This window comes from Nostoc sp. PCC 7107 (assembly GCF_000316625.1).
Lineage (GTDB): Bacteria > Cyanobacteriota > Cyanobacteriia > Cyanobacteriales > Nostocaceae > Nostoc_B.
The window spans coordinates 4,127,171-4,145,865 of sequence record NC_019676.1; the positions used below are offsets into that span (position 1 = coordinate 4,127,171).

The 18,695-nt window shown below is 39.6% G+C and carries 16 protein-coding genes and 1 tRNA gene; 4 read left to right on the forward strand and 13 right to left on the reverse strand.

The window, feature by feature from the left end:
- Positions 1-71 precede the first annotated feature (71 nt).
- The 4 genes from aspS to NOS7107_RS17710 form a co-directional block, all read right to left on the reverse strand.
- Positions 72-1,859: an aspartate--tRNA ligase gene (gene aspS / locus NOS7107_RS17695; RefSeq protein WP_015114319.1), complete on the reverse strand. Its 1,788-nt coding sequence runs from the start codon at positions 1,857-1,859 to the stop codon at positions 72-74.
- 200 nt (positions 1,860-2,059) lie between these two features.
- Positions 2,060-2,623, reverse strand: a complete 564-nt coding sequence (locus NOS7107_RS17700) for a shikimate kinase (protein ID WP_015114320.1) — start codon at positions 2,621-2,623, stop codon at positions 2,060-2,062.
- 101 nt (positions 2,624-2,724) lie between these two features.
- Positions 2,725-3,132, reverse strand: a complete 408-nt coding sequence (locus tag NOS7107_RS17705) for a hypothetical protein (protein WP_015114321.1) — start codon at positions 3,130-3,132, stop codon at positions 2,725-2,727.
- Positions 3,133-3,177: 45 nt separating this feature from the next.
- Positions 3,178-4,044 (reverse strand): zinc metalloprotease HtpX, encoded by an 867-nt coding sequence (locus NOS7107_RS17710; protein WP_015114322.1) that lies wholly within the window; start codon positions 4,042-4,044, stop codon positions 3,178-3,180.
- A gap of 435 nt (positions 4,045-4,479) precedes the next feature.
- Here NOS7107_RS17710 and NOS7107_RS17715 point away from each other — a divergent pair, with 435 nt between their 5' ends.
- Both NOS7107_RS17715 and NOS7107_RS17720 read left to right on the forward strand, forming a co-directional pair.
- Complete coding sequence (locus NOS7107_RS17715; protein WP_015114323.1) at positions 4,480-5,400, forward strand: TIGR04168 family protein; 921 nt, start codon at positions 4,480-4,482, stop codon at positions 5,398-5,400.
- Positions 5,401-5,508: 108 nt separating this feature from the next.
- A tRNA-Ser gene (locus tag NOS7107_RS17720) sits at positions 5,509-5,593 on the forward strand.
- A 98-nt stretch (positions 5,594-5,691) separates the two neighbouring features.
- Here NOS7107_RS17720 and NOS7107_RS17725 read toward each other — a convergent pair.
- The gene (locus tag NOS7107_RS17725; protein WP_015114324.1) at positions 5,692-6,069 is read right to left on the reverse strand and encodes a hypothetical protein; all 378 of its coding nucleotides are present in this window, start codon (positions 6,067-6,069) and stop codon (positions 5,692-5,694) included.
- A 261-nt stretch (positions 6,070-6,330) separates the two neighbouring features.
- On the opposite strand from NOS7107_RS17725, the gene NOS7107_RS17730 reads away from it, so the two are divergent.
- A complete protein-coding gene (locus NOS7107_RS17730; protein ID WP_015114325.1) occupies positions 6,331-7,386 on the forward strand; it encodes a DMT family transporter in 1,056 nt (351 codons plus the stop codon).
- A 125-nt stretch (positions 7,387-7,511) separates the two neighbouring features.
- Here the strand turns inward: NOS7107_RS17730 and NOS7107_RS17735 are convergent, their stop codons facing one another.
- The 8 genes from NOS7107_RS17735 to NOS7107_RS17770 all read right to left on the reverse strand — a co-directional run bounded on the left by NOS7107_RS17735 (position 7,512) and on the right by NOS7107_RS17770 (position 17,602).
- Entirely contained in the window at positions 7,512-8,609 is a 1,098-nt protein-coding gene (locus NOS7107_RS17735) for an AI-2E family transporter (RefSeq protein ID WP_015114326.1), read from the reverse strand.
- 8 nt (positions 8,610-8,617) lie between these two features.
- Positions 8,618-10,051, reverse strand: a complete 1,434-nt coding sequence (locus tag NOS7107_RS17740) for a bifunctional orotidine-5'-phosphate decarboxylase/orotate phosphoribosyltransferase (RefSeq protein ID WP_015114327.1) — start codon at positions 10,049-10,051, stop codon at positions 8,618-8,620.
- A 266-nt stretch (positions 10,052-10,317) separates the two neighbouring features.
- The gene (locus NOS7107_RS17745) at positions 10,318-12,102 is read right to left on the reverse strand and encodes a M61 family metallopeptidase (protein WP_015114328.1); all 1,785 of its coding nucleotides are present in this window, start codon (positions 12,100-12,102) and stop codon (positions 10,318-10,320) included.
- A 474-nt stretch (positions 12,103-12,576) separates the two neighbouring features.
- Positions 12,577-13,260 (reverse strand): Crp/Fnr family transcriptional regulator, encoded by a 684-nt coding sequence (locus NOS7107_RS17750; protein WP_015114329.1) that lies wholly within the window; start codon positions 13,258-13,260, stop codon positions 12,577-12,579.
- Positions 13,261-13,463: 203 nt separating this feature from the next.
- On the reverse strand, positions 13,464-14,594 hold the full coding sequence (locus tag NOS7107_RS17755) for a hypothetical protein (protein WP_015114330.1): 1,131 nt from the start codon (positions 14,592-14,594) through the stop codon (positions 13,464-13,466).
- A 232-nt stretch (positions 14,595-14,826) separates the two neighbouring features.
- Positions 14,827-16,011 (reverse strand): HetZ-related protein 2, encoded by a 1,185-nt coding sequence (locus tag NOS7107_RS17760; protein ID WP_015114331.1) that lies wholly within the window; start codon positions 16,009-16,011, stop codon positions 14,827-14,829.
- A gap of 837 nt (positions 16,012-16,848) precedes the next feature.
- Positions 16,849-17,202 (reverse strand): carbon dioxide-concentrating mechanism protein CcmK, encoded by a 354-nt coding sequence (locus NOS7107_RS17765; RefSeq protein ID WP_015114332.1) that lies wholly within the window; start codon positions 17,200-17,202, stop codon positions 16,849-16,851.
- An 88-nt stretch (positions 17,203-17,290) separates the two neighbouring features.
- Positions 17,291-17,602: a carbon dioxide-concentrating mechanism protein CcmK gene (locus NOS7107_RS17770; RefSeq protein WP_015114333.1), complete on the reverse strand. Its 312-nt coding sequence runs from the start codon at positions 17,600-17,602 to the stop codon at positions 17,291-17,293.
- A gap of 152 nt (positions 17,603-17,754) precedes the next feature.
- Here NOS7107_RS17770 and NOS7107_RS17775 point away from each other — a divergent pair, with 152 nt between their 5' ends.
- Complete coding sequence (locus tag NOS7107_RS17775; RefSeq protein ID WP_015114334.1) at positions 17,755-18,648, forward strand: alpha/beta fold hydrolase; 894 nt, start codon at positions 17,755-17,757, stop codon at positions 18,646-18,648.
- Positions 18,649-18,695 lie beyond the last annotated feature (47 nt).

The following is an 18,695-nucleotide window of genomic DNA, read 5'->3' on the forward strand; positions in this document are numbered from 1 at the left end:
TTATTTTGGCTTTTCTGTCAATGCGTAAGTCCTAGAATATATCTTTATTACTTTTACCTTTTGACTTTTTATTAAGCCTTTGGCTTGTAAGTCGAAGCAACGTGCAATTCTTTCAATTGCTTGATATCTACCCCAGAAGGCGCATCTGTTAACAAGCAACGAGCTTGTTGTGTCTTGGGAAAAGCAATGACATCGCGGATAGATTCTTCGCCAGCAAGTAACATCACCAAACGATCTAAACCGTAGGCGATACCACCATGTGGCGGTGTACCGTATTCAAAAGCTTCTAAGAGGAAACCAAATTTACTTTGTGCTTCTTCCGGTGACAAACCAATGGTTTCAAACACCTGTTCTTGAATTTCTCGTTGATAAATTCGCAGACTACCACCGCCAACTTCAAAGCCGTTAAATACCAAGTCGTAAGCTTGGGCGCGGGCTGTTTTTAAGTCGTGGATGTCGTCGGGATGGGGTGCGGTAAATGGGTGGTGTAATGCTTCGAGGCGCTTTTCGTCAGCATTCCACTCGAACATCGGGAAATCAACAATCCATAACAAATTGAGTTTTTCAGGATTGATTAAGCCAAATTCTTTAGCAGTAAATTGCCGTAATCTATCTAAAGTTTTGTTGACCGTACCAACATCACCAGCAGCAAACAATAACAAATATCCAGCTTTTGCACCTGTGCGGCCGAGAAGTTCGGCTTTTTGTTCCGCGGTGAGGTTGTCTTTAATTGCACCGATGGTATCAATTTCGCCATCTTCTCTCACACGAATGTAAGCTAAACCCTTCGCCCCAGCTTCACTAGCTTCTCGGAAAATATCGCCACCTGGTTTAATGCGGACATTAGAAATTTGCTCGTTACCATTGGGAATGGGCAGAATTTTGACGATACCACCGTGGGCGACAGCATCCTTAAAGACTTTAAAACCGGAATCTTTGAGGATATCGGAAACATCGACTAATTCTAAATCATAGCGAGTGTCGGGTTTATCGCTACCGTAACGTTCCATCGCCTCAGCGTATGTTAAACGGGGGAAGGGATGGGGTAACTCAATACCTTTAACGGTTTTGAAAATCTGACAAACTAACTTTTCGTTGAGTTCGATAATTTCTTCTTGAGACATGAAACTCATTTCCATGTCTAATTGGGTGAACTCTGGCTGTCTGTCGGCGCGTAAATCTTCATCCCGGAAACAACGAGCAATTTGATAGTATCTATCCATACCAGATACCATCAAGATTTGTTTAAATAGTTGCGGTGACTGAGGTAAAGCAAACCATTCGCCAGGGTTGACGCGACTGGGTAGAACATAATCCCGCGCACCTTCGGGAGTAGAACGGGTAAGCACTGGGGTTTCCACTTCGATGAAATTTTCCCCATCTTCTAAATAGCGACGCATCGCTTTGACGACTTGATGACGCAGTTGCATATTTTGTGCCATGCGATCGCGCCGTAAATCCAAATAACGGTATTTTAGTCTTAAGTCTTCCCGCACCGATTCAGTGTCAGCACTGGAAACCTGGAATGGTAGCTGCTTGCGGACAGCATTTAACAATGTAATTTTATCCGCGTAAATTTCTACTTCACCTGTGGGAATGCGGGTATTGAGAGATTCTTCGGGACGTTGCGTTACCCTACCTGTAATTTCGACGACGTATTCATTCCGCAAAGCATTGGCTTGCTCATAGGAGTTGGGGGTGCGTTGCGGATCGCTGACAATTTGGACTGTACCAGAGCGATCGCGTAAATCCAAGAATATCACGCCCCCATGATCGCGGCGACGGTCTACCCATCCGTACAAGGTAACAGTTTCTCCAATATCTTCTTTTCGGAGTTCGCCGCAATAGTGAGTTCGCATAGTAGTTAATGTGTTCTTCCGGGCTAGATGGGTCAATAAAAGTCAAAGCTTTCCCATTATCTAGCATCAATAGTATCTGATTGAAGAACCGATGGCATAATATCTTAGCAGGAGGCTAGGGGTAAGTGGCAGATTGCTTGTGTTTCGCCCTGTTCTAGGGCTGAAATGCTTTATTGGTGAAAGTTACAGATTTAAACGTTCTAAGTTTTATAGCCATAACCCAACAAATCTAAAATTTCATTGCAAGTTTCCTGTGGTGTCTTATCTTTTGTGTATACAATAAACTTTGCCAGAAGATAATTTGAGGGATGGCTCAGAAAATGTTCATTAATGTTGGGACTGCCATCAGGGATATATTCGTTGCGATCGTTTAAAATTTGCAGCGACTCATGTAAATCAGGTGATGGTAGTAAAAGAACAACATTAGGATAAGATTCTAATGTTTTTTGCATTCTTTGGAATAGGGAAGTATCTTCGTAGACAGAATGCCCTGCACCAAAATCTATCACACAGTTTTTATGTTCTGATAGTAATCTTTCTACAGCATAAGCTTCAAAAGGTTTCCAATATTGGTAAACACCTAATAAGCCTTCTATTTCACGTTTCTGTTTTGCTAATTCCTCATCATAGCCAATTTCTTGGTAATAGTTCCATCGGTATTCATCCATTGAGCATTGGGGAATACCAAGCTGATTAGCTAAAAGTTTGCTAACAGTAGATTTACCAGCACCCATAGGGCCAATAAAAATAATATCTGTTGTCATAATTTTTCTGTTTACTACTATAAATTTTAGATTTGAGTTAAAAATAAAATGGGCAGGCTTTTCGGCCCACCCCACAAGAAATGTCTCAATAACCAAACTGCTTAATTGTGATTACGAGGGGCATTGAAGGCTTCCCAGGCGGCTTTGGCTGCGCTTTGGAAGCGATCGCCAAAATCAGCAAATTCTTTCCATAGTAAATGCCAGTTTTTATCAGCTTCTTCTTGGATGACAGCCCAAGCATTTTCCAGGCGATCGCGTTCAATGAGTTTTTCGCCTTCAATGGCTTCTCTGGCTTGGCGCACAGCATTTAAATATGTTTCGCGGGTGAGGGTTCCGGCTGATTCAGCCTCAGCTTGGGCGCGTCTTTTGAGTGCTTCAATTAAAGCTTTGGTTTCATGCTTCACTTCATCAGTTTCCCCAGCCATTTCAGCTTCTACCATTTCGTTCGTTTGAGAACTGATTTCTACAACTACAGTAGATTCAATTGATTCAAAATTATTACCAGTCATAGTTACAATATCCTCTTAATTCAGTTTTCCACAAAAGACGAATGACTAATATTTTGTTGACAGTTGTTGTTCTAATTTCAGCAACTGTTCAACCCGTGATTCTGTATCAGGGTGACTCGAAAACAAGTTACCCAAAAACTTGCCAGAGATAGGATTGATAATTAACAAAGGTTCAAAAGCTGGGTTCGCATCTAAAGGTAACTGTCGTGCTGTGGCTTCTAATCTTTGCAAAGCGCGGGCTAAAGCGCGGGGATTACCTGTTAATTTTGCCGAACCAGCATCAGCAGAAAATTCGCGGGTGCGAGAAATGCCTAGTTGAATTACTGTTGCGGCTATTGGTGCTAACAATACAGTTAACAATATTCCTAACGGATTGCCGCCTCTGTCATCATCGCGGGAACCACCACTAAACCACAAACTGTAACTCACCATTTGTGCCAAGAAAGAGATAGCACCGGCGATCGTTGCAGCTACGGCTTGGGTTAAAGTGTCACGATTAATAATATGCGTTAGTTCGTGGGCAATTACACCTTCTAATTCGTCTTCTGGCAGGATACGTAAAATACCTTCAGTCACAGCCACAGCCGCGTGTTCTGGATCGCGTCCTGTGGCAAAAGCATTAGCAGTTTGACCGGGAACGATGTAAACTCCAGGCATGGGAATGTTAGCGCGTGCAGCTAATTTCTCCATCATTCGATAAAGTCCTGGTGCTTCGGCTGCACTCACTGGCTGGGCCCGATATGCGGCAAGTGCAATCTTATCTGATTGATACCAAGAAATTAAATTAGTGACTGCTGCTAAACCTATACCTATCATTAAGCCGCTAGTGCCACCAATTACCCAATAACAGATAGCAATTAATAAACCACTGAGCGCACCAAGCAAAGCAACTGTTTTAAATTGATTTCCCATATTTATGCTCTCCTATTAATGCTGTATGAAATTTTTTAAGCTTTGATCAATCACAGCATTACTTAAGCTATACAATGATTTTACCTACCCAAACACATATTTATCAGGTAGGAATTGTGCGCCAATTTAGTACGGTTTTCCTACTCAAATTAGCAAATAATGACTAGCTTGAAAAGTAAAAAAATTAGGATTCAGCTAATCAATTCAGAGTTTTAAATTAAACTATCAATCTAGAAAAAAATAGTAATTAATACTCAGTCTAGATAATATTTGTTCCTGAATAATTAGTCTTCAACAGAGAAAAACAATTGCGGTAGGTAAGATTATGGTTTAGCGATCGCTCGGTTAATCCTGTTCTCTTCCATACTTATCAGAAGATTGTGTCCAAATTTGGCTGAGTTTCATATCCTGGAGATAGACAGCAAGGAAAGCGGCATGACCAGTCAAACAAAACCATCAAAAACTCTCAAAATTGCTGTAGTTGGAGATATTCACGACCAATGGGAAGTGGACGATGCCATTGCACTCAAACATTTGGGTGTGGATTTGGTGCTATTTGTGGGAGATTTTGGCAATGAATCAGTGGAAGTGGTAAAGGCGATCGCTTCCATTGATATCCCCAAAGCAGCAATCATGGGCAACCACGATGCTTGGTACACTGCTACAGAATGGGGACGAAAGAAATGTCCCTACGATCGCTCTGTTGAAGACTGGGTGCAAGAACAACTAGATTTATTGGGTGCAGCCCATGTCGGTTACAGCAAGCTAGATTTTCCCGAATGGAATTTAACAGTGGTTGGCGGTCGTCCTTTTAGTTGGGGTGGCCCAGAATGGAGATTTGCAGACATCTGCAAAGAACGTTACGGTGTCACAGATTTGTCAGAATCAGCAGCTAAAATTACTAATGTGGTCAAAAGTGCTGCTGGTGAAGCAATTATCTTTCTTGGACACAACGGGCCGAGTGGCTTAGGCGATCGCCCCGAAGACCCCTGTGGTAAAGATTGGCATCCCATCGGCGGCGATTTTGGTGATCCAGATTTTGCCGAAGCTATTTCTCAGACAATCAACATTGGTAAAACCATTCCCCTAGTTACCTTTGGACACATGCACCACACTCTGCGGCACACCAAAAAAGTGTTGCGTACATCAGTGTTTAGAAGTCCAGAAGGAACTATTTATTTGAATGCAGCCAGCGTCCCCAGAATTGTTAAAAATGACGGATACAAGCAGCGGAATTTCTCCATTGTCAACTTAGAGGCAGGCCTAGTCACAAAAGCTGCCTTAGTTTGGGTAGGCAAAGATTTACAGGTGATCTCAGAGGAAATTTTGTATGAGCTTTCCCCTAGTAAGTTGTAGATATTTACTTCCAGTAGTGCAACCTGCGTAGATGTAAGATATATTATTATCTGTCAGCTTTATTGCTCACCAAAAAAACACGGTAAGCAGTCGCTCGACAGTTTTACTGGAGAGGTGGCAGAGTGGTCGAATGCGTCCGACTTGAAATCGGATGAACCGAAAGGTTCCGGGAGTTCGAATCTCCCCTTCTCCGTTGTGATATCAAACTAGCCAAAAAAAAGATTAGGGTAGCAACCAGTATCATGTTCGCTACCCTAAAATTTATTTATATTACTTAATTACTACAAAAAATTACTTAACTTCGTTGGCTGGAAACTTCTCAACTTTACCTTTTTTCACAGCTACAACTACATCAAAAGTAGAACAGTAAGAAAATGTCACATCGTTAGCTTTGTTGTAGAGATTAACTACATGACCTGCACCACCAGGTTGAATTCCGATAGGTTCAAGGTCACCAAAGAAGAAGCGACGTAGCTGATCACCATTACCAAAAACACCCTTGTTCTTGGTGATCAAATCAATTTTTTGTTGAGCAGACAAACCTGTAGCATCAGCAGCTGAGGCTGGAAGTAATGAAATTGAAGGTTTTACAGCCTGAAATGAAACATTTCCAACTGACAATAAACCAGCTATAGCAACACCTGTAAGTAATGAAGGGGCGAATTTCATGGGTTAATTCCTTATGTTTGAGCTTCGTAGCTATTCAGAGCATCTCAGATACTACTGAAGCTCATCTGAAACTAAGCCATGAATTGTCTGAATTTATTCCTTAATAAGATTCAGTTTAAACTCAGCATTTTCTCAGGTAATTATGATTTCAAAAATCTCAGCTAATTTTTAAGGCTGTTTCAGGCTGTTCTCACCTGGACTTAAGCTAAGATTTTTAGTATTGTTGACGTTACTTCTATTGCAACTGCAAGTGGTATTGCTGTGACTAGCCTGAGAAGATGGCATCGTTTAATTAACAAAATTCCTAACCAAGCCTATCTCTGGGTGGCAATCCTCATTTTTGGAGCATCTGGTGCAGTTACTCGAAAATTAACAGAAATTGGTTCGCAAAACTTAATAAATGGTAGAAACCCAATTTCGCTGTGTAATGTTTTGTTTGTTGGCAATATCTGTGCCTTGATGGTGCTGTTCATCATCTATAGGCGACAGTGGAACAAAACAATAATAAAGCAAATATCTGTCCAGAATTGGCTAGTGTTATCGGTAGTCTCGATCCTATCAGGAGCTTTAACTCCTGGTTTAATTTTCCAGGCACTAGCACTTACTAATGTTAACAATGTGATTTTAGTTGGTAGATTAGAACCGCCACTGGCTTTAGCTTTATCAATCTGGTTATTAAGAGAACGGGTAAATATTTGGGAAATTATTGGTGCGATCGTTGCTTTTGTTGGCGTTACACTAACTGTCTTACTCCAACCGCCTGGACATGCCATGATGAATATGCCAGGGTTTCATTTAGGTACTGGCGAAATTCTTACAGCAGTCGGAGCAGTAGCAGCAGCAGTAGCTACAGTGCTTGGTAAAAAATATGTCTCCCATATTCCTTTAGGAATTTTTACCATCTATCGCACTGCTCTAGGAAGTGTAGTATTTTTCTTTCTGGCTTTACGCTTATATGGACAACATCATTTTGCCGAAGTATTTTCACCTTTTTTGTGGCGATGGATGTTGCTTTATAGTGTGGTAATCGTCGTTTTAGGTCAGTCCCTGTGGTTTAAAGGCTTGAGAGCTACTACGGTTTCTGTCGCTTCCTTAGTTGGTTCATTTACTCCAATTGCAGGTATTGTATCTGCTTATTTCATCTTAGATGAAGCTCCGACTTTACCTCAATATATAGGTGGTAGCTTGATTATAGTTGGGATATTAATCAGCCAACTAGGAGTTATGCGGCAAACTCGTCTTCTCACTGTTGCCGATCAAGTAGAATCTACACAAATACAACAAGTAGAAGCCGAAATGGGATTTAAAGGCATTTAAAAACAAAGAGTTCAGCACTTGTATTTATACGACTGATGTTGGTAAAGCAGTATCGAATCTTCAAGTATCAGCGTAGTGGTCTTGAGAGTAATTTAAAGCTTTTGTTCTGACCGCTGAACTCTTCTTCAAGCAGATGTAGATTCTTGTGGAAGTATTTCTGCATCTTCACCTGCCACCGTAGTATTAGCATCATGAGATATAGCAAAGCCATCTGTAACATCTTTAATAAAACCAGCCACTGGTACAGCAATAATTAATCCTAAAACACCACCAATGTAAGTTCCCACCAATAAAGAAATTAACACCCAGATGGGTCTTAGCCCTGTAAAACTACCTAACAATCGAGGTGCGATCGCTTGATCAATTAACTGATCAATAATCACAGCTACTGCCAGTACTTTTACTGCTAACCAAAAATCATGGGTAGCTATAATTAAAGTGATAACAATCAAACTCAACACATCTCCGAAGGGAATCAAGCTGAAAATTCCTACCCCCAAACCAAATAACAGGCCAAACTGGACTTGAAACAACAAAAACATGAATGTTTGGGCAAGCCCCATCAGTACAGCTAATGTTCCTTGACCGATCAAGTAATTTTGAAAGTTTTGCTGAATAGATTTACTTATTTGTTGGGTAAAATCACCAGGCATCTTCTTAAAGATACCATCCCAAAGTCTTGACCCATCTAACAACAAGTAAAAACTTAAAACTACTGTAATTAATGCTCCCGAAACACTATCAATTGTATCGATAATAATGCTTAAAAGTTTATCTGACAGATACTCCAATTCATCGGGAATTTTATCAGTAATCTTAGTAAAAGTTTGACTAAAATCTATGTTGCTTCTCTGACTAAAAGCCCAATCATTTAAACCCTGCAATTTTGTTTCAGTCGAATCAATCCATTGAGGCAGTAATTTAACCATTTCATTAAATTGCTCAGAAACTATGGGTAATAATGTAATTCCCAAAGTCACCAAAATCAAACTTGCTAATATGAAAACAAGTGTAACTCCATAGTTGCGTTTAACTCCCTTTCCTTCCAATAATGAAACAGGATAATTTAAAATAAACGCAAATAAAGAAGCTAAAACAAGAATAGTAACTAAAGGTTGAAAATATTGAAAAAATCGCAACAATAACCATCCATTAAGAAAAAATAAGGGAAATAACAAAATTAAAATTAGCCATGTTAAGAGTCGATTAACTGATAAATTCATAATTATTCCTAGCTTTCAGTAAAAGCTAAAAGTTGCTCATCATTGATTCTTCCTGCTTGGTACAAAGTTTTGACGATTTGGGAAATAGTGAAAACTGCATAACTTCGATAACCATTTTCGCGGAGTCTGGCTTGCACTCCTTGTTCATGGTCAATTAAAACTACAATATCATGCACATTTAAGCCAGCAGATTTCAATTTTTCTGCTCCCTGCATCACACTTTTACCACTAATGAGAATATCATCTACTACCACTACTATTTCACCAGCCAAGAAATTGCCTTCAATTACCTTGCGAGTTCCATGTGCTTTCACTTCTTTACGAGGAAAAACCATTGGACAATTTAAACGCAAAGCTAAACCAGTCGCCGTTGGCAAAGAACCATAAGGAATACCAGCCAATCTATCAAAAGTCAGATTTCTGATAATTTTTTCATAAGCATTAAGAACTTGATTAAAAACTTGCGGATTAGAAATAATTTTGCGTAAGTCTATGTAATAAGGAAACGTCGCTCCTGATGCTTGCACAAATTTACCAAACATAATGCAACCAATATCATAAAGTTGCAAAATTAAATCATTTTGGAGTTGCTGATCCTCAAAACGAACATCAGGTAGCCATAAAGAACAGCTAGAAGCATCAGCTGTAATTTGACTTTTTATTTGATTAATTTCGGCACGTAAAGATTGAATTTCTTGGGATAAGTTTGGGTTTGACAGCATATCTTGAGGTACAGGAATTAGCAATCCATCACCATGACTATTTAAGCCAGCTTCTAAAATTTGCTTAAGACTACTACCCTCAGCCCAAATGCTACGTGCCATTATGGTTCTTTCTGGTGCCACTGCGCGAATTAAACCCAAAACTTCAGGATTAGTCGTTCCCACTTCTAAAGCTAATTCTTTGGGTGTTCCCCAGTTTTTTGCTTCTTTGACCACTTGTAAATAAAGGGGTGAATCATTAGCCGGATATTTTTGTAGAGTTTCGGCTCCAGGATTAGAAGTACAGCATAAAATAAACACTGCTTTATCAGGATAAACCAAAAACGGCGCAACATGATCTTGCCCTGGATATGGGCTGAGAGTAATTGCATCCACATGCCATTCTGCAAATACAGTGTGGGCAAAAATACTACTAGTATTTAAATCACTATGTTTGGCATCTAAAATAATTGGAATATGACTGGGGATAGTCGCTAAAGTTTTGTATAACAGTTCCAAACCAGGAATGCCTAAAGCCTGATAAAAGCCGAGTGTTGGCTTATATGCACAAACAAAATCCGCAGTTTCTTCAATAATAAATTGCAACCAATTCTCCAAACCAGTAATCACGTCTTGAGATCGATAACGACTAGGCATCATCTCTGGATTGGGATCAAGTCCTACAAATAGTAAGCTTTGATTTTGGGCGATATTTATGTATAATTTATCAAAAAAGTGCATAATCTATTTGTCAAGATTTCCAATAAGAGGTTGTTGGCAAAGTCTAATTGATTACTTACCTTATTTTATTTTCATCTTGCTCAAGTATAAAATAGTTATCCTCAAGCCTATCTCTAGGTAGAGAAACTTCATTCAACGCCAAAAAATATGATTTATTTTTTCCGTATGCGGATATTTAGTGGTACACATATTTAGGGGCGCAACATATTATATTGCGCCCCTATTTAGTTGTTACTCAGTAACTAAAATATTTAAGAGTAGCAGTATTAACGCAGAGTCGTTATTGGTACACCTAACCAAGCAGCAAAATTTTCTTTTTGTATAGCATCAGGATTGTTGATTGGAACTACCTGATACTTACTAGGACGTGGTGCAGTCAGGGTGACAGAACAAGTGCGGAGTTCATCTTGATGAAAGACGGTAACTTGAATGATGTCGTTTGGTTGGTAATCTTTTAAGCGATCGCTTAGTTGATGAGATGTTACTCGTATGCCGGCAATAGCCAGCAACTCATCCCCTGCATCAATTCCCGCCAATTGTGCGGGTGAACCAAATTCAACAAATTTCACAATCTCTCGTCCATTCTCGCTGTTTAACCTCAAACCAAAGTAAGGTTCTTCTTCTCTATCCGCAATCACCTGTAAGCCAAAAGGTTCTAGGTACTGATTAAAAGGCAATTCTTCCGTGCCATTAATGTAGCGATTAAAGAAGTCAGTCAAATCCATTTCTGCAACAGATTCAATTACTTCTTGCAATTCTTCGGGTGTGTAACCAATTTCTTGTTTGCCAAATTTGCACCACATCAGCCGCATCACGTCATCTAGCGATCGCTGATTTTTCGACCGCTGTCTAATTAGCAAATCTAGCAATAAAGAAACCATTTCGCCCTTCAGATAGTAGGAAACTTGTGAATTATTGCTATTAGCATCTGGGCGATAAAGTTTAATCCAAGCATCAAACCCTGACTCAGCCAGTGATTGCACTTTCCGCCCTGGTGTAGTTAAAAACCGCGAAATTTCTTTACTCCAATTATGAAAATATGACTTGGCATCATAAATTCCTGCCCGCAAGGGAATTAACAAATCGTAGTAACTCGTAGTTCCTTCACAAAACCACAAAGAAGATGTATAATTTTCACGGTCGTAATCAAAAACTTCTAAAGCTTTTGGGCGAATCCGTTTAACATTCCACAAGTGAAAGAACTCGTGTGCCACCAGTTGAATGAAGCGATCGTATTTATCTGGTGAGCTAAAACCAAAACGCTGATAAATTAAGGAGCAACAGTTTTTATGCTCTAAACCGCCATAAGCTTGGGCAAACAAATGCAGTAGAAACACGTATCTGTCGTAAGGCAAGCCGCCAAACATCTGGGCTTCTACATGAATGATTTTTTGAATATCAGCAATTATTTGTTGTGCTTGGTAATTTCCCTGACCCCAAATAGCTAGTTCATGAGGTTTTCCCAATACCTCAAAGTGATACAACTCGTGATAACCAATTTCAAAGGGGCTATCCACAAGAGTATCAAAATCAGCTGCATAAAAAGTAGAAGACTGTCCATCAACTGATGGCAAGGCAGTAGTTACTCGCCATTCAGGATGGGGCGGTACAATAGTCACTTGAATTGGCAACCCTTCACAGCCTCGTAATCTAAAAAACAGGGCTGCACCGTTAAGATAACCATGAGTACTATCCAAATGGTTTGTGCGTACCGATAACTCATTGGCAAATATGCGGTAACGGACTGTTAATTCAGAAATACCGTTTGTGTTTACCTGCCAGTGGTTTTTACTGATTTTACGCCAAGGCAAGGGCTGATCCCCAGCAAAAACGGCAAAATCTTGTAAATTTTTTGCATATTCCCGCACTAAATAGGAGCCTGGTGTCCAGACGGGCATTTTCAAGTCGAGTGTTGGGGATGAGTGATTAACCAGCAGCAAGCTCACCTCAAACAGATGGGTTTCTGGTTGGGGCATTGCTACCAGGTAGTGAATCGCCGGTACGGTTTCCTTAACGCCAATTTCGAGACGAGGTGCTGTTGCTTCAGTCATTTGTAGTAGTAGACAGGAGTGATAAGTTATGAGTTTATAGTTATTAGTCAATAATTAATAGTCAATGGAAGGAGTTTGTAAAGAACTAGGAATAAAATAGTCTGAACTTGGGATTGGGAAAAATTCACAATTAATTAATATTCTATAGTTGATGTCAAATCTTCAGGTCTTTTTATCCATAATTAATTAATTTTTCCTACCAAGCATGTGTTTCCAGCATTTTTGATGCTTAGAAGTTGGTCATCCACAATAGTCAATAGAGATGATTTCAAAACTTGTAACTCAATATCTTAATGCTCAACACCATTGCCAAAATTTGCATCTGCGGTCTATGCCGTTGATAACTTACGTAAAGGCTTTTTGACAAAAATATCCGCCGTTAGTGCGACTGTTAGCAAGTCTGTGAGTTGGAGAACTGATATACATTAATTGTCGCAGTATCTGAAATTGTGGCTACCCTACACTCAACTCAAATTAGACTTTGCCAGCCAAATTCATCAATTGCTTGAAGTTAAGCAAGTAAATGATGTTATTAACATTATCAATTGTAATCCATCCTTTTTCATGTAATTTTTCCATGATTTTGGTGGTTTCCTCTACTCCGATTTCTGTTACTTCTGCCAGATCTTTAAAGGGAATATTAAAAATTTCTTTACCTTGCTCTGATTCTTGTCCATAGCTTTCACCTAAACTGACTAAGGTGTGCGCCAGTTTTACAGCAGGTGGTGAAGAGCGAATCTGTAAGCGTTGGTTAAATTGCCGGATTCTTCGCACCATCAGTTGAAGCATCCGATGATGCAATTGTGGATCTTTAAACAAGATTTGAATAAAACGCTCACGAGAAATGCTGAGTAACTTCACAGGCGAAAGAGCAATGACATCAGTTGAACGCGGAGATTCATCTAAAATCGCCATTTCTCCAAAAAAATCGCCCCGACCTAAAATCGCTATGGCAACAGAATCTTCGCCAGAAGTACGGCGGACTTTCACCCACCCAGATACCACAAAGTAAACTGCGTTACCCCAGGCATCTTCCATTAATACGGCGCGTCCTACGGGATACTCGTGATCAATTGCAACATTGAGCAGCCATTCTAAAGTTTGGGGGTTGGCTGTACTCAGCAAGGGGAAAAGTTCACTAAAAACCTCAGTCTGCATGAAATATCTGTAAAAATGAATTCAATAATGGAAAATTAAGTTGACTAATATAAGTTTTAAAACCGCTACCATAGTATTAATACAGTTAAAATATGTAATAATTAATACTTAAAAATATGGTGATTCGGTCTAATGTTCCTTTACAACATAGCAATTATGTCAGGGATCGAAATCAGCGGTTTTACTGACCCAATTGTGATTTATTATTTGCCCATTGTATCGCTATTTGCTGTGAGTATTTTGACTTGTTGGTCTAAATTTTCGACTATGCGATTTAAGCTCTCTAAAGCATCTGATTGCTCTGATGTCAGGTTAGAGTTAAGTATTAGTCGTTGATTTAGTTCCTGTAATTTATAGCTGAGTTGTTGAGAAATACCCAAAACATCTCGGCTGAGACGGGCTAATTGTTGTTGTTGATGAAACTTTAAGGCGGCTCCCCGCAATACTTGAAGTGTAGCTTCTTCACCGTAAATACCTGGCATCACTCGCAGACGTAATAATACACGGTTTTGTTGATATACACATTCTTTTTCTATTTGTTTTGGTTCTGTAATGGTGGTAATAGGTAAGCTGGCAAATCGCTTTAATTCATTCAGTACGCCTTGAAACACCGACAACGGTAAATTCTCTAATACTGATTGCACAACACCATTATCGCTCCAGAGTATCCTACCTTTGTAAGGTTGTCTTTCTAAATACAAGCGACCAATTCCGCCACCAAGCACTCGACCGAGTAATTCTTCTAGTAGTTTTTTGGGTGGGAGTAATGCTAACACTTCTACAGGAGTAGATAGTTCTGGTGCAGGGACTGGCAGGATAGTTAAATTATTTGTGAGTACTGCTTCGGTGATCTCTTCTCTGAGCTTTTTGGCTAAAACCGAAAGATTGGGTTCTGGAAGCGGGGGAAAATCTGTTAATTTTTGAGTATTTTCAGGGGTTTCTATATTTGCCACCATTGATGCTGGTGGTTGCTGCTGATTTTGAGATGAGCTAAAGGTATTTTTATAGTTGAGGTAGGCTGAGAGGATGTGGCGGTGGCTGTCAGTGGCAATTTCTTGACTCACCATTGTGCAGTTGATATAAGCTAAGATGCGATTCACATAATCTAGGGCGCTGCCGTCCTGTGGATGCACCATACCCAGGAGTAATTTGTTACTTTCTAATCGAAAGGGCAAAATTTGATGGTACAGACAAGCTTCAAAGGACAGGAGATGATCAATTAGCTGGAATATTTGTTGGCGATCGCTTTCTCGCTCTAAGTTTATCGATATGTTTGATAGTACCTGCTGCTTACTAGCTGCGGTATCAACTGGCTTGTCCTCTGAAGACAACATAATTTTTGATTATTTAAAGTTTCCTTATATTTTATTTTGCTCTAAGTTGATTGGCAGTAAATAAAGATACTTTGTTATCTTGGTAAAAATTAAATTAATTACTTTCTGTACGATGATACTTAGTTAAATGGATAGAGGAGCAGGGGAAAGGTTGCTAGGTTTAAACACCCTCCCAATTGCGTCCCGCAAAGTCCCCAATTTATTTATGGGTAGGAATTGCAGTGATCGCTGATTATGCTCCTGATTCTTCGGTTCTCAACGATTGGGCTATGAGATAAATTTTTGTCCATTCTCCCATTACCTGATGGCTTTTGAGGTTTAATTGTTGGGCGATCGCTTCCAGGGAATTACCTGCTTTGCGTAAATCTAGTACTTGCTGCCCCAGTGGGGTTAATTTTTGATAAAGTTGCTGCCATTGACTAGGTGTAAGTCCCAAGTTATGTTCTTCTAAAGAAATTGATAGCCAGCTATTGACGAGTTCGGGTTTGCCTTTAAGGGCAAAGACACGAACTGCATGGTAGCTGATTTTTTCCCGCAGGCGGTAGATTTCCCGAATCGGCCTTTGCAGTTGCTTGGCAATTTCATCTTGAGATTTGCCTTGAAGATATAATTTCAGCCAATCGACTGCTTCTTGTCCGAGATTTTCTTGTAAATAATCAGCAAATTCTGTTTGCACAGATTGGCGCAGTGATTGTTGTTCTTCTAGTTGTTGTGCTTCTTGATATTCGGCGATCGCTTGCGTATCTACCAAATTAACGCGATTATCATTGTCATCGGTGAGAATTTCTTCGGAAACCAGTCTCACTATGTCACTACCTGGTACTTGAGTTAAGCCACCACGCTGAGTCCGACGCAAGTAGTTGACAAATCTGTAAACGAGTAGAGGTTGATTGCGGACTGGGCGCAAAGCATACTCTTCTACACTGGCAAACAAGAGTGTATCTTGTAGTCGTCTGTCGTTAGTAAATTCGACGATACAAGCCATTTGCTGCTGCATATAGCTGTCGCTTTGTAGTAATTCTTGGATAACTTCTTGTAAGACATCTATGACACTGCGTTGGCGATCGCGGCTTAATGCTACCCAAGTTTGAATTTTATGGCGTAAGCTGACTAAACTTCCTAATCGTGTGATTAAGTTACGATACGCACGTTCTCTGCCAATACCCAAGTAGCGTTGACGTAAAATTTTCCAGCGATATTCCATCGCTTGCTTGGCAATTTCCAGTTCTTTGGGATTTAATAGTTCAAATCGATTTAAGTCTTTTCCCAAAAGCCACAGAACAATACTCTCCCTCACAGATACGTTTTGTTCTGGAATCTCTACAGCTAGACGTTTACGCCAATACTGTGCCAGTTTTTCTCCATCTTTTGCCATAGTGAGATTGTATTCTTCAAAACCTTGCCTTAAAGTTTGCATCACAACCCCCGTTTATCGTCAATCACTCTTAACATCTTGGCTGGCAGTTGTCCATGAATCGGTCGCTTTCATGAAGACATTTCAGCGATTCTATTCTTATTACGTTTTTATTCCCAAACTTTATGCAGAAGTTTTCAGAATTGTAGTTTTGGCTTTTATTCTCTGAATCATATAAATTTCAGGATTCGGAAATTTTGTTTCTATCTCTGAAGAATTTTAATTTTTGTAAACTTATCATCAAGACACTTTAACAGCAGATTTATCCCAAACCAAACTGATCAAGAAAAATTGCGATTAAAGTTCTTCAGTTAGTAAAAGCTAGAAAGTTGACCCTTCTGCAAAAGAAGTAGTGGGATTTACCCATTTCAAAGACGTTATTCTGGGTAGATAAGTTTCACACCGTAAAGTCTTTTTTAGCCATTGGGTAATTATGTAATTTTTCTTATTAATCTTTACTAGTTCGCCTATAGATTTCATGGTTGAAAGCTATAGTTTATAGTTAACTCCTTGATTTTTTATAGCTATTGACAGGTTTTTTGAAGTAGGGAAGCGATCGCTAACACTACAATTTTCTTAAAATCTAATACTGTTGTTAAGGAAATTTTTTTAATTATATGCAAATTTGACAACTAGTCGTACAAGTAATTTGTTTCTCTTAAGAGTTACTTGTCAGCCGAGTCAAGGTGATAATTATGGCTAACATCTATTTCAATTAAATTGAAACAACATATCTAGCAAAAAGTCAATAGTCTAGTCTCAATTATTAATCATCAATTAGCAATTAGACTGAGAACTTTTGACTTTAGCTGTTGAATGAATATGCTAATGAATCTAAATCTATCGTCCGTTACGAGACCTACCAATGATGGGATTTTCTACAGAGTCTCGATACTCTTGCACTTCTTCAGTATAAGCAATTGGTAAAACAGCCTCAACGTTTTCATGGGGACGGGGAATAATTACCCAAGATTCTAATGTTCCACCATAAACATTTGCTGCTGCTTCTACACCGGCAGCCATCGCGGTTTTGACTTCCGATACATCTCCTCGAATATTTACTGTAAAACGTGCGCTACCAACTCTGATATAACCAACGAGGGTAACTCGTCCAGCTTTTACCATTGCGTCTGCTGCTGCAAGTACAGCAGGAAAACCTTTAGTTTCCAGCGAGCCAACGGCTTGTAATGACATTAGCAATCTCCTGTATAAATCAATGTATGTGGTAACGCTACAAATTAATTGTAGAAAGCTTCGTTACAGATTTTAATGGCAAAATCTTTTAGAAGATACGGAAAGGTTCTGATTTGGCGGTGAAGTGGATTGGTAGTATTGTTTCCACATTTTCCGGGGGATTAGGAACTATATAATGGGTGATTACTGTTTCAGCCTTTACTTGCTCCCCAGCATTTATACCTTGTTCAACAGCTCTGTTTACTTCAGCAACATGTCCTCGGACAGCAACAATAAAGCGGCCACTTTCCGCTAGGCCATAATACACTAGCGTGACTGCGGCAGATTTCACCATTGCATCTGCCGCGGCTAACACAGATGGAAAACCTAAAGTTTCAATTACGCCAACAGCCATTGGCATGGCATTAGCTCCTGAGACACTAAAATAAGTAATCTTTATTTTACGAGGGTTTGGCTCCAATTGTGACATTCAGTACTGTTTTTTCAGTACACTAAGTCATCATCAGGCAAATCAGTATTATTTTGGTAATGGGGTGCTGTAAATTATCAGTTATGTTTCCCAGCTTTTTACCTACCGCAGTTAGTCAATTAACAGAGCCAGAATCGATCGCCCTAGCGCGGAGTATTCAAAGTCACGCGATCACTACTCCTTTATCTGATCAAGCGATTACCACAACCTATGCACAACAAGGTAGTGGTAGTACACCAATTTTACTAATTCACGGCTTTGATAGTTCTGTATTAGAATTCCGCCGACTGTTGCCACTGTTGGCAGAAAATAATGAAACTTGGGCAGTTGATTTACTGGGTTTTGGCTTTACCGACAGACTCGCAGGCATACCATTTAGCCCTGTCACCATTAAAACCCATCTATATTATTTCTGGAAAACCTTAATTAACCAACCTGTAATTTTAGTAGGTGCATCAATGGGAGGTGCAGCCGCCCTTGATTTTACCCTCACTTACCCAGAAGTTGTTAAAAAACTGGTATTAATTGATAGTGCTGGGTTAAAAGCGGGTTCACCCTTAGCGAAATTCATGTTTCCGCCCTTAGATAATTGGGCGACGCAATTTTTGCGTAATCCTAAAGTGCGCGATCGCATTTCTCGGACTGCTTATAAAAATCCCAGTCTGATTTCCCTAGATGCAGCATATTGTGGCGGATTGCATCTAGAAATGCCTAGTTGGCATTTAGCTTTAATTGCTTTTACCAAAAGTGGTGGTTACAGTGCTTTTAGATTTAAACAACTGGCACAAATTTTGCAACCGACATTAATTCTTTGGGGCGACTCAGATAAAATTTTAGGCACGACAGATGCCAAGCGATTTAAACGGGCAATTCCCAACAGTAAACTGATTTGGATTCAAAATTCAGGCCATATCCCGCATTTAGAACAACCACAAGTCACAGCTAAAAGCATTCTAGAATTTCGAGAGGAATCATAAAAGACAAAAATAGGGTGAAAGGAATTCTACAAACATATCCTTACACC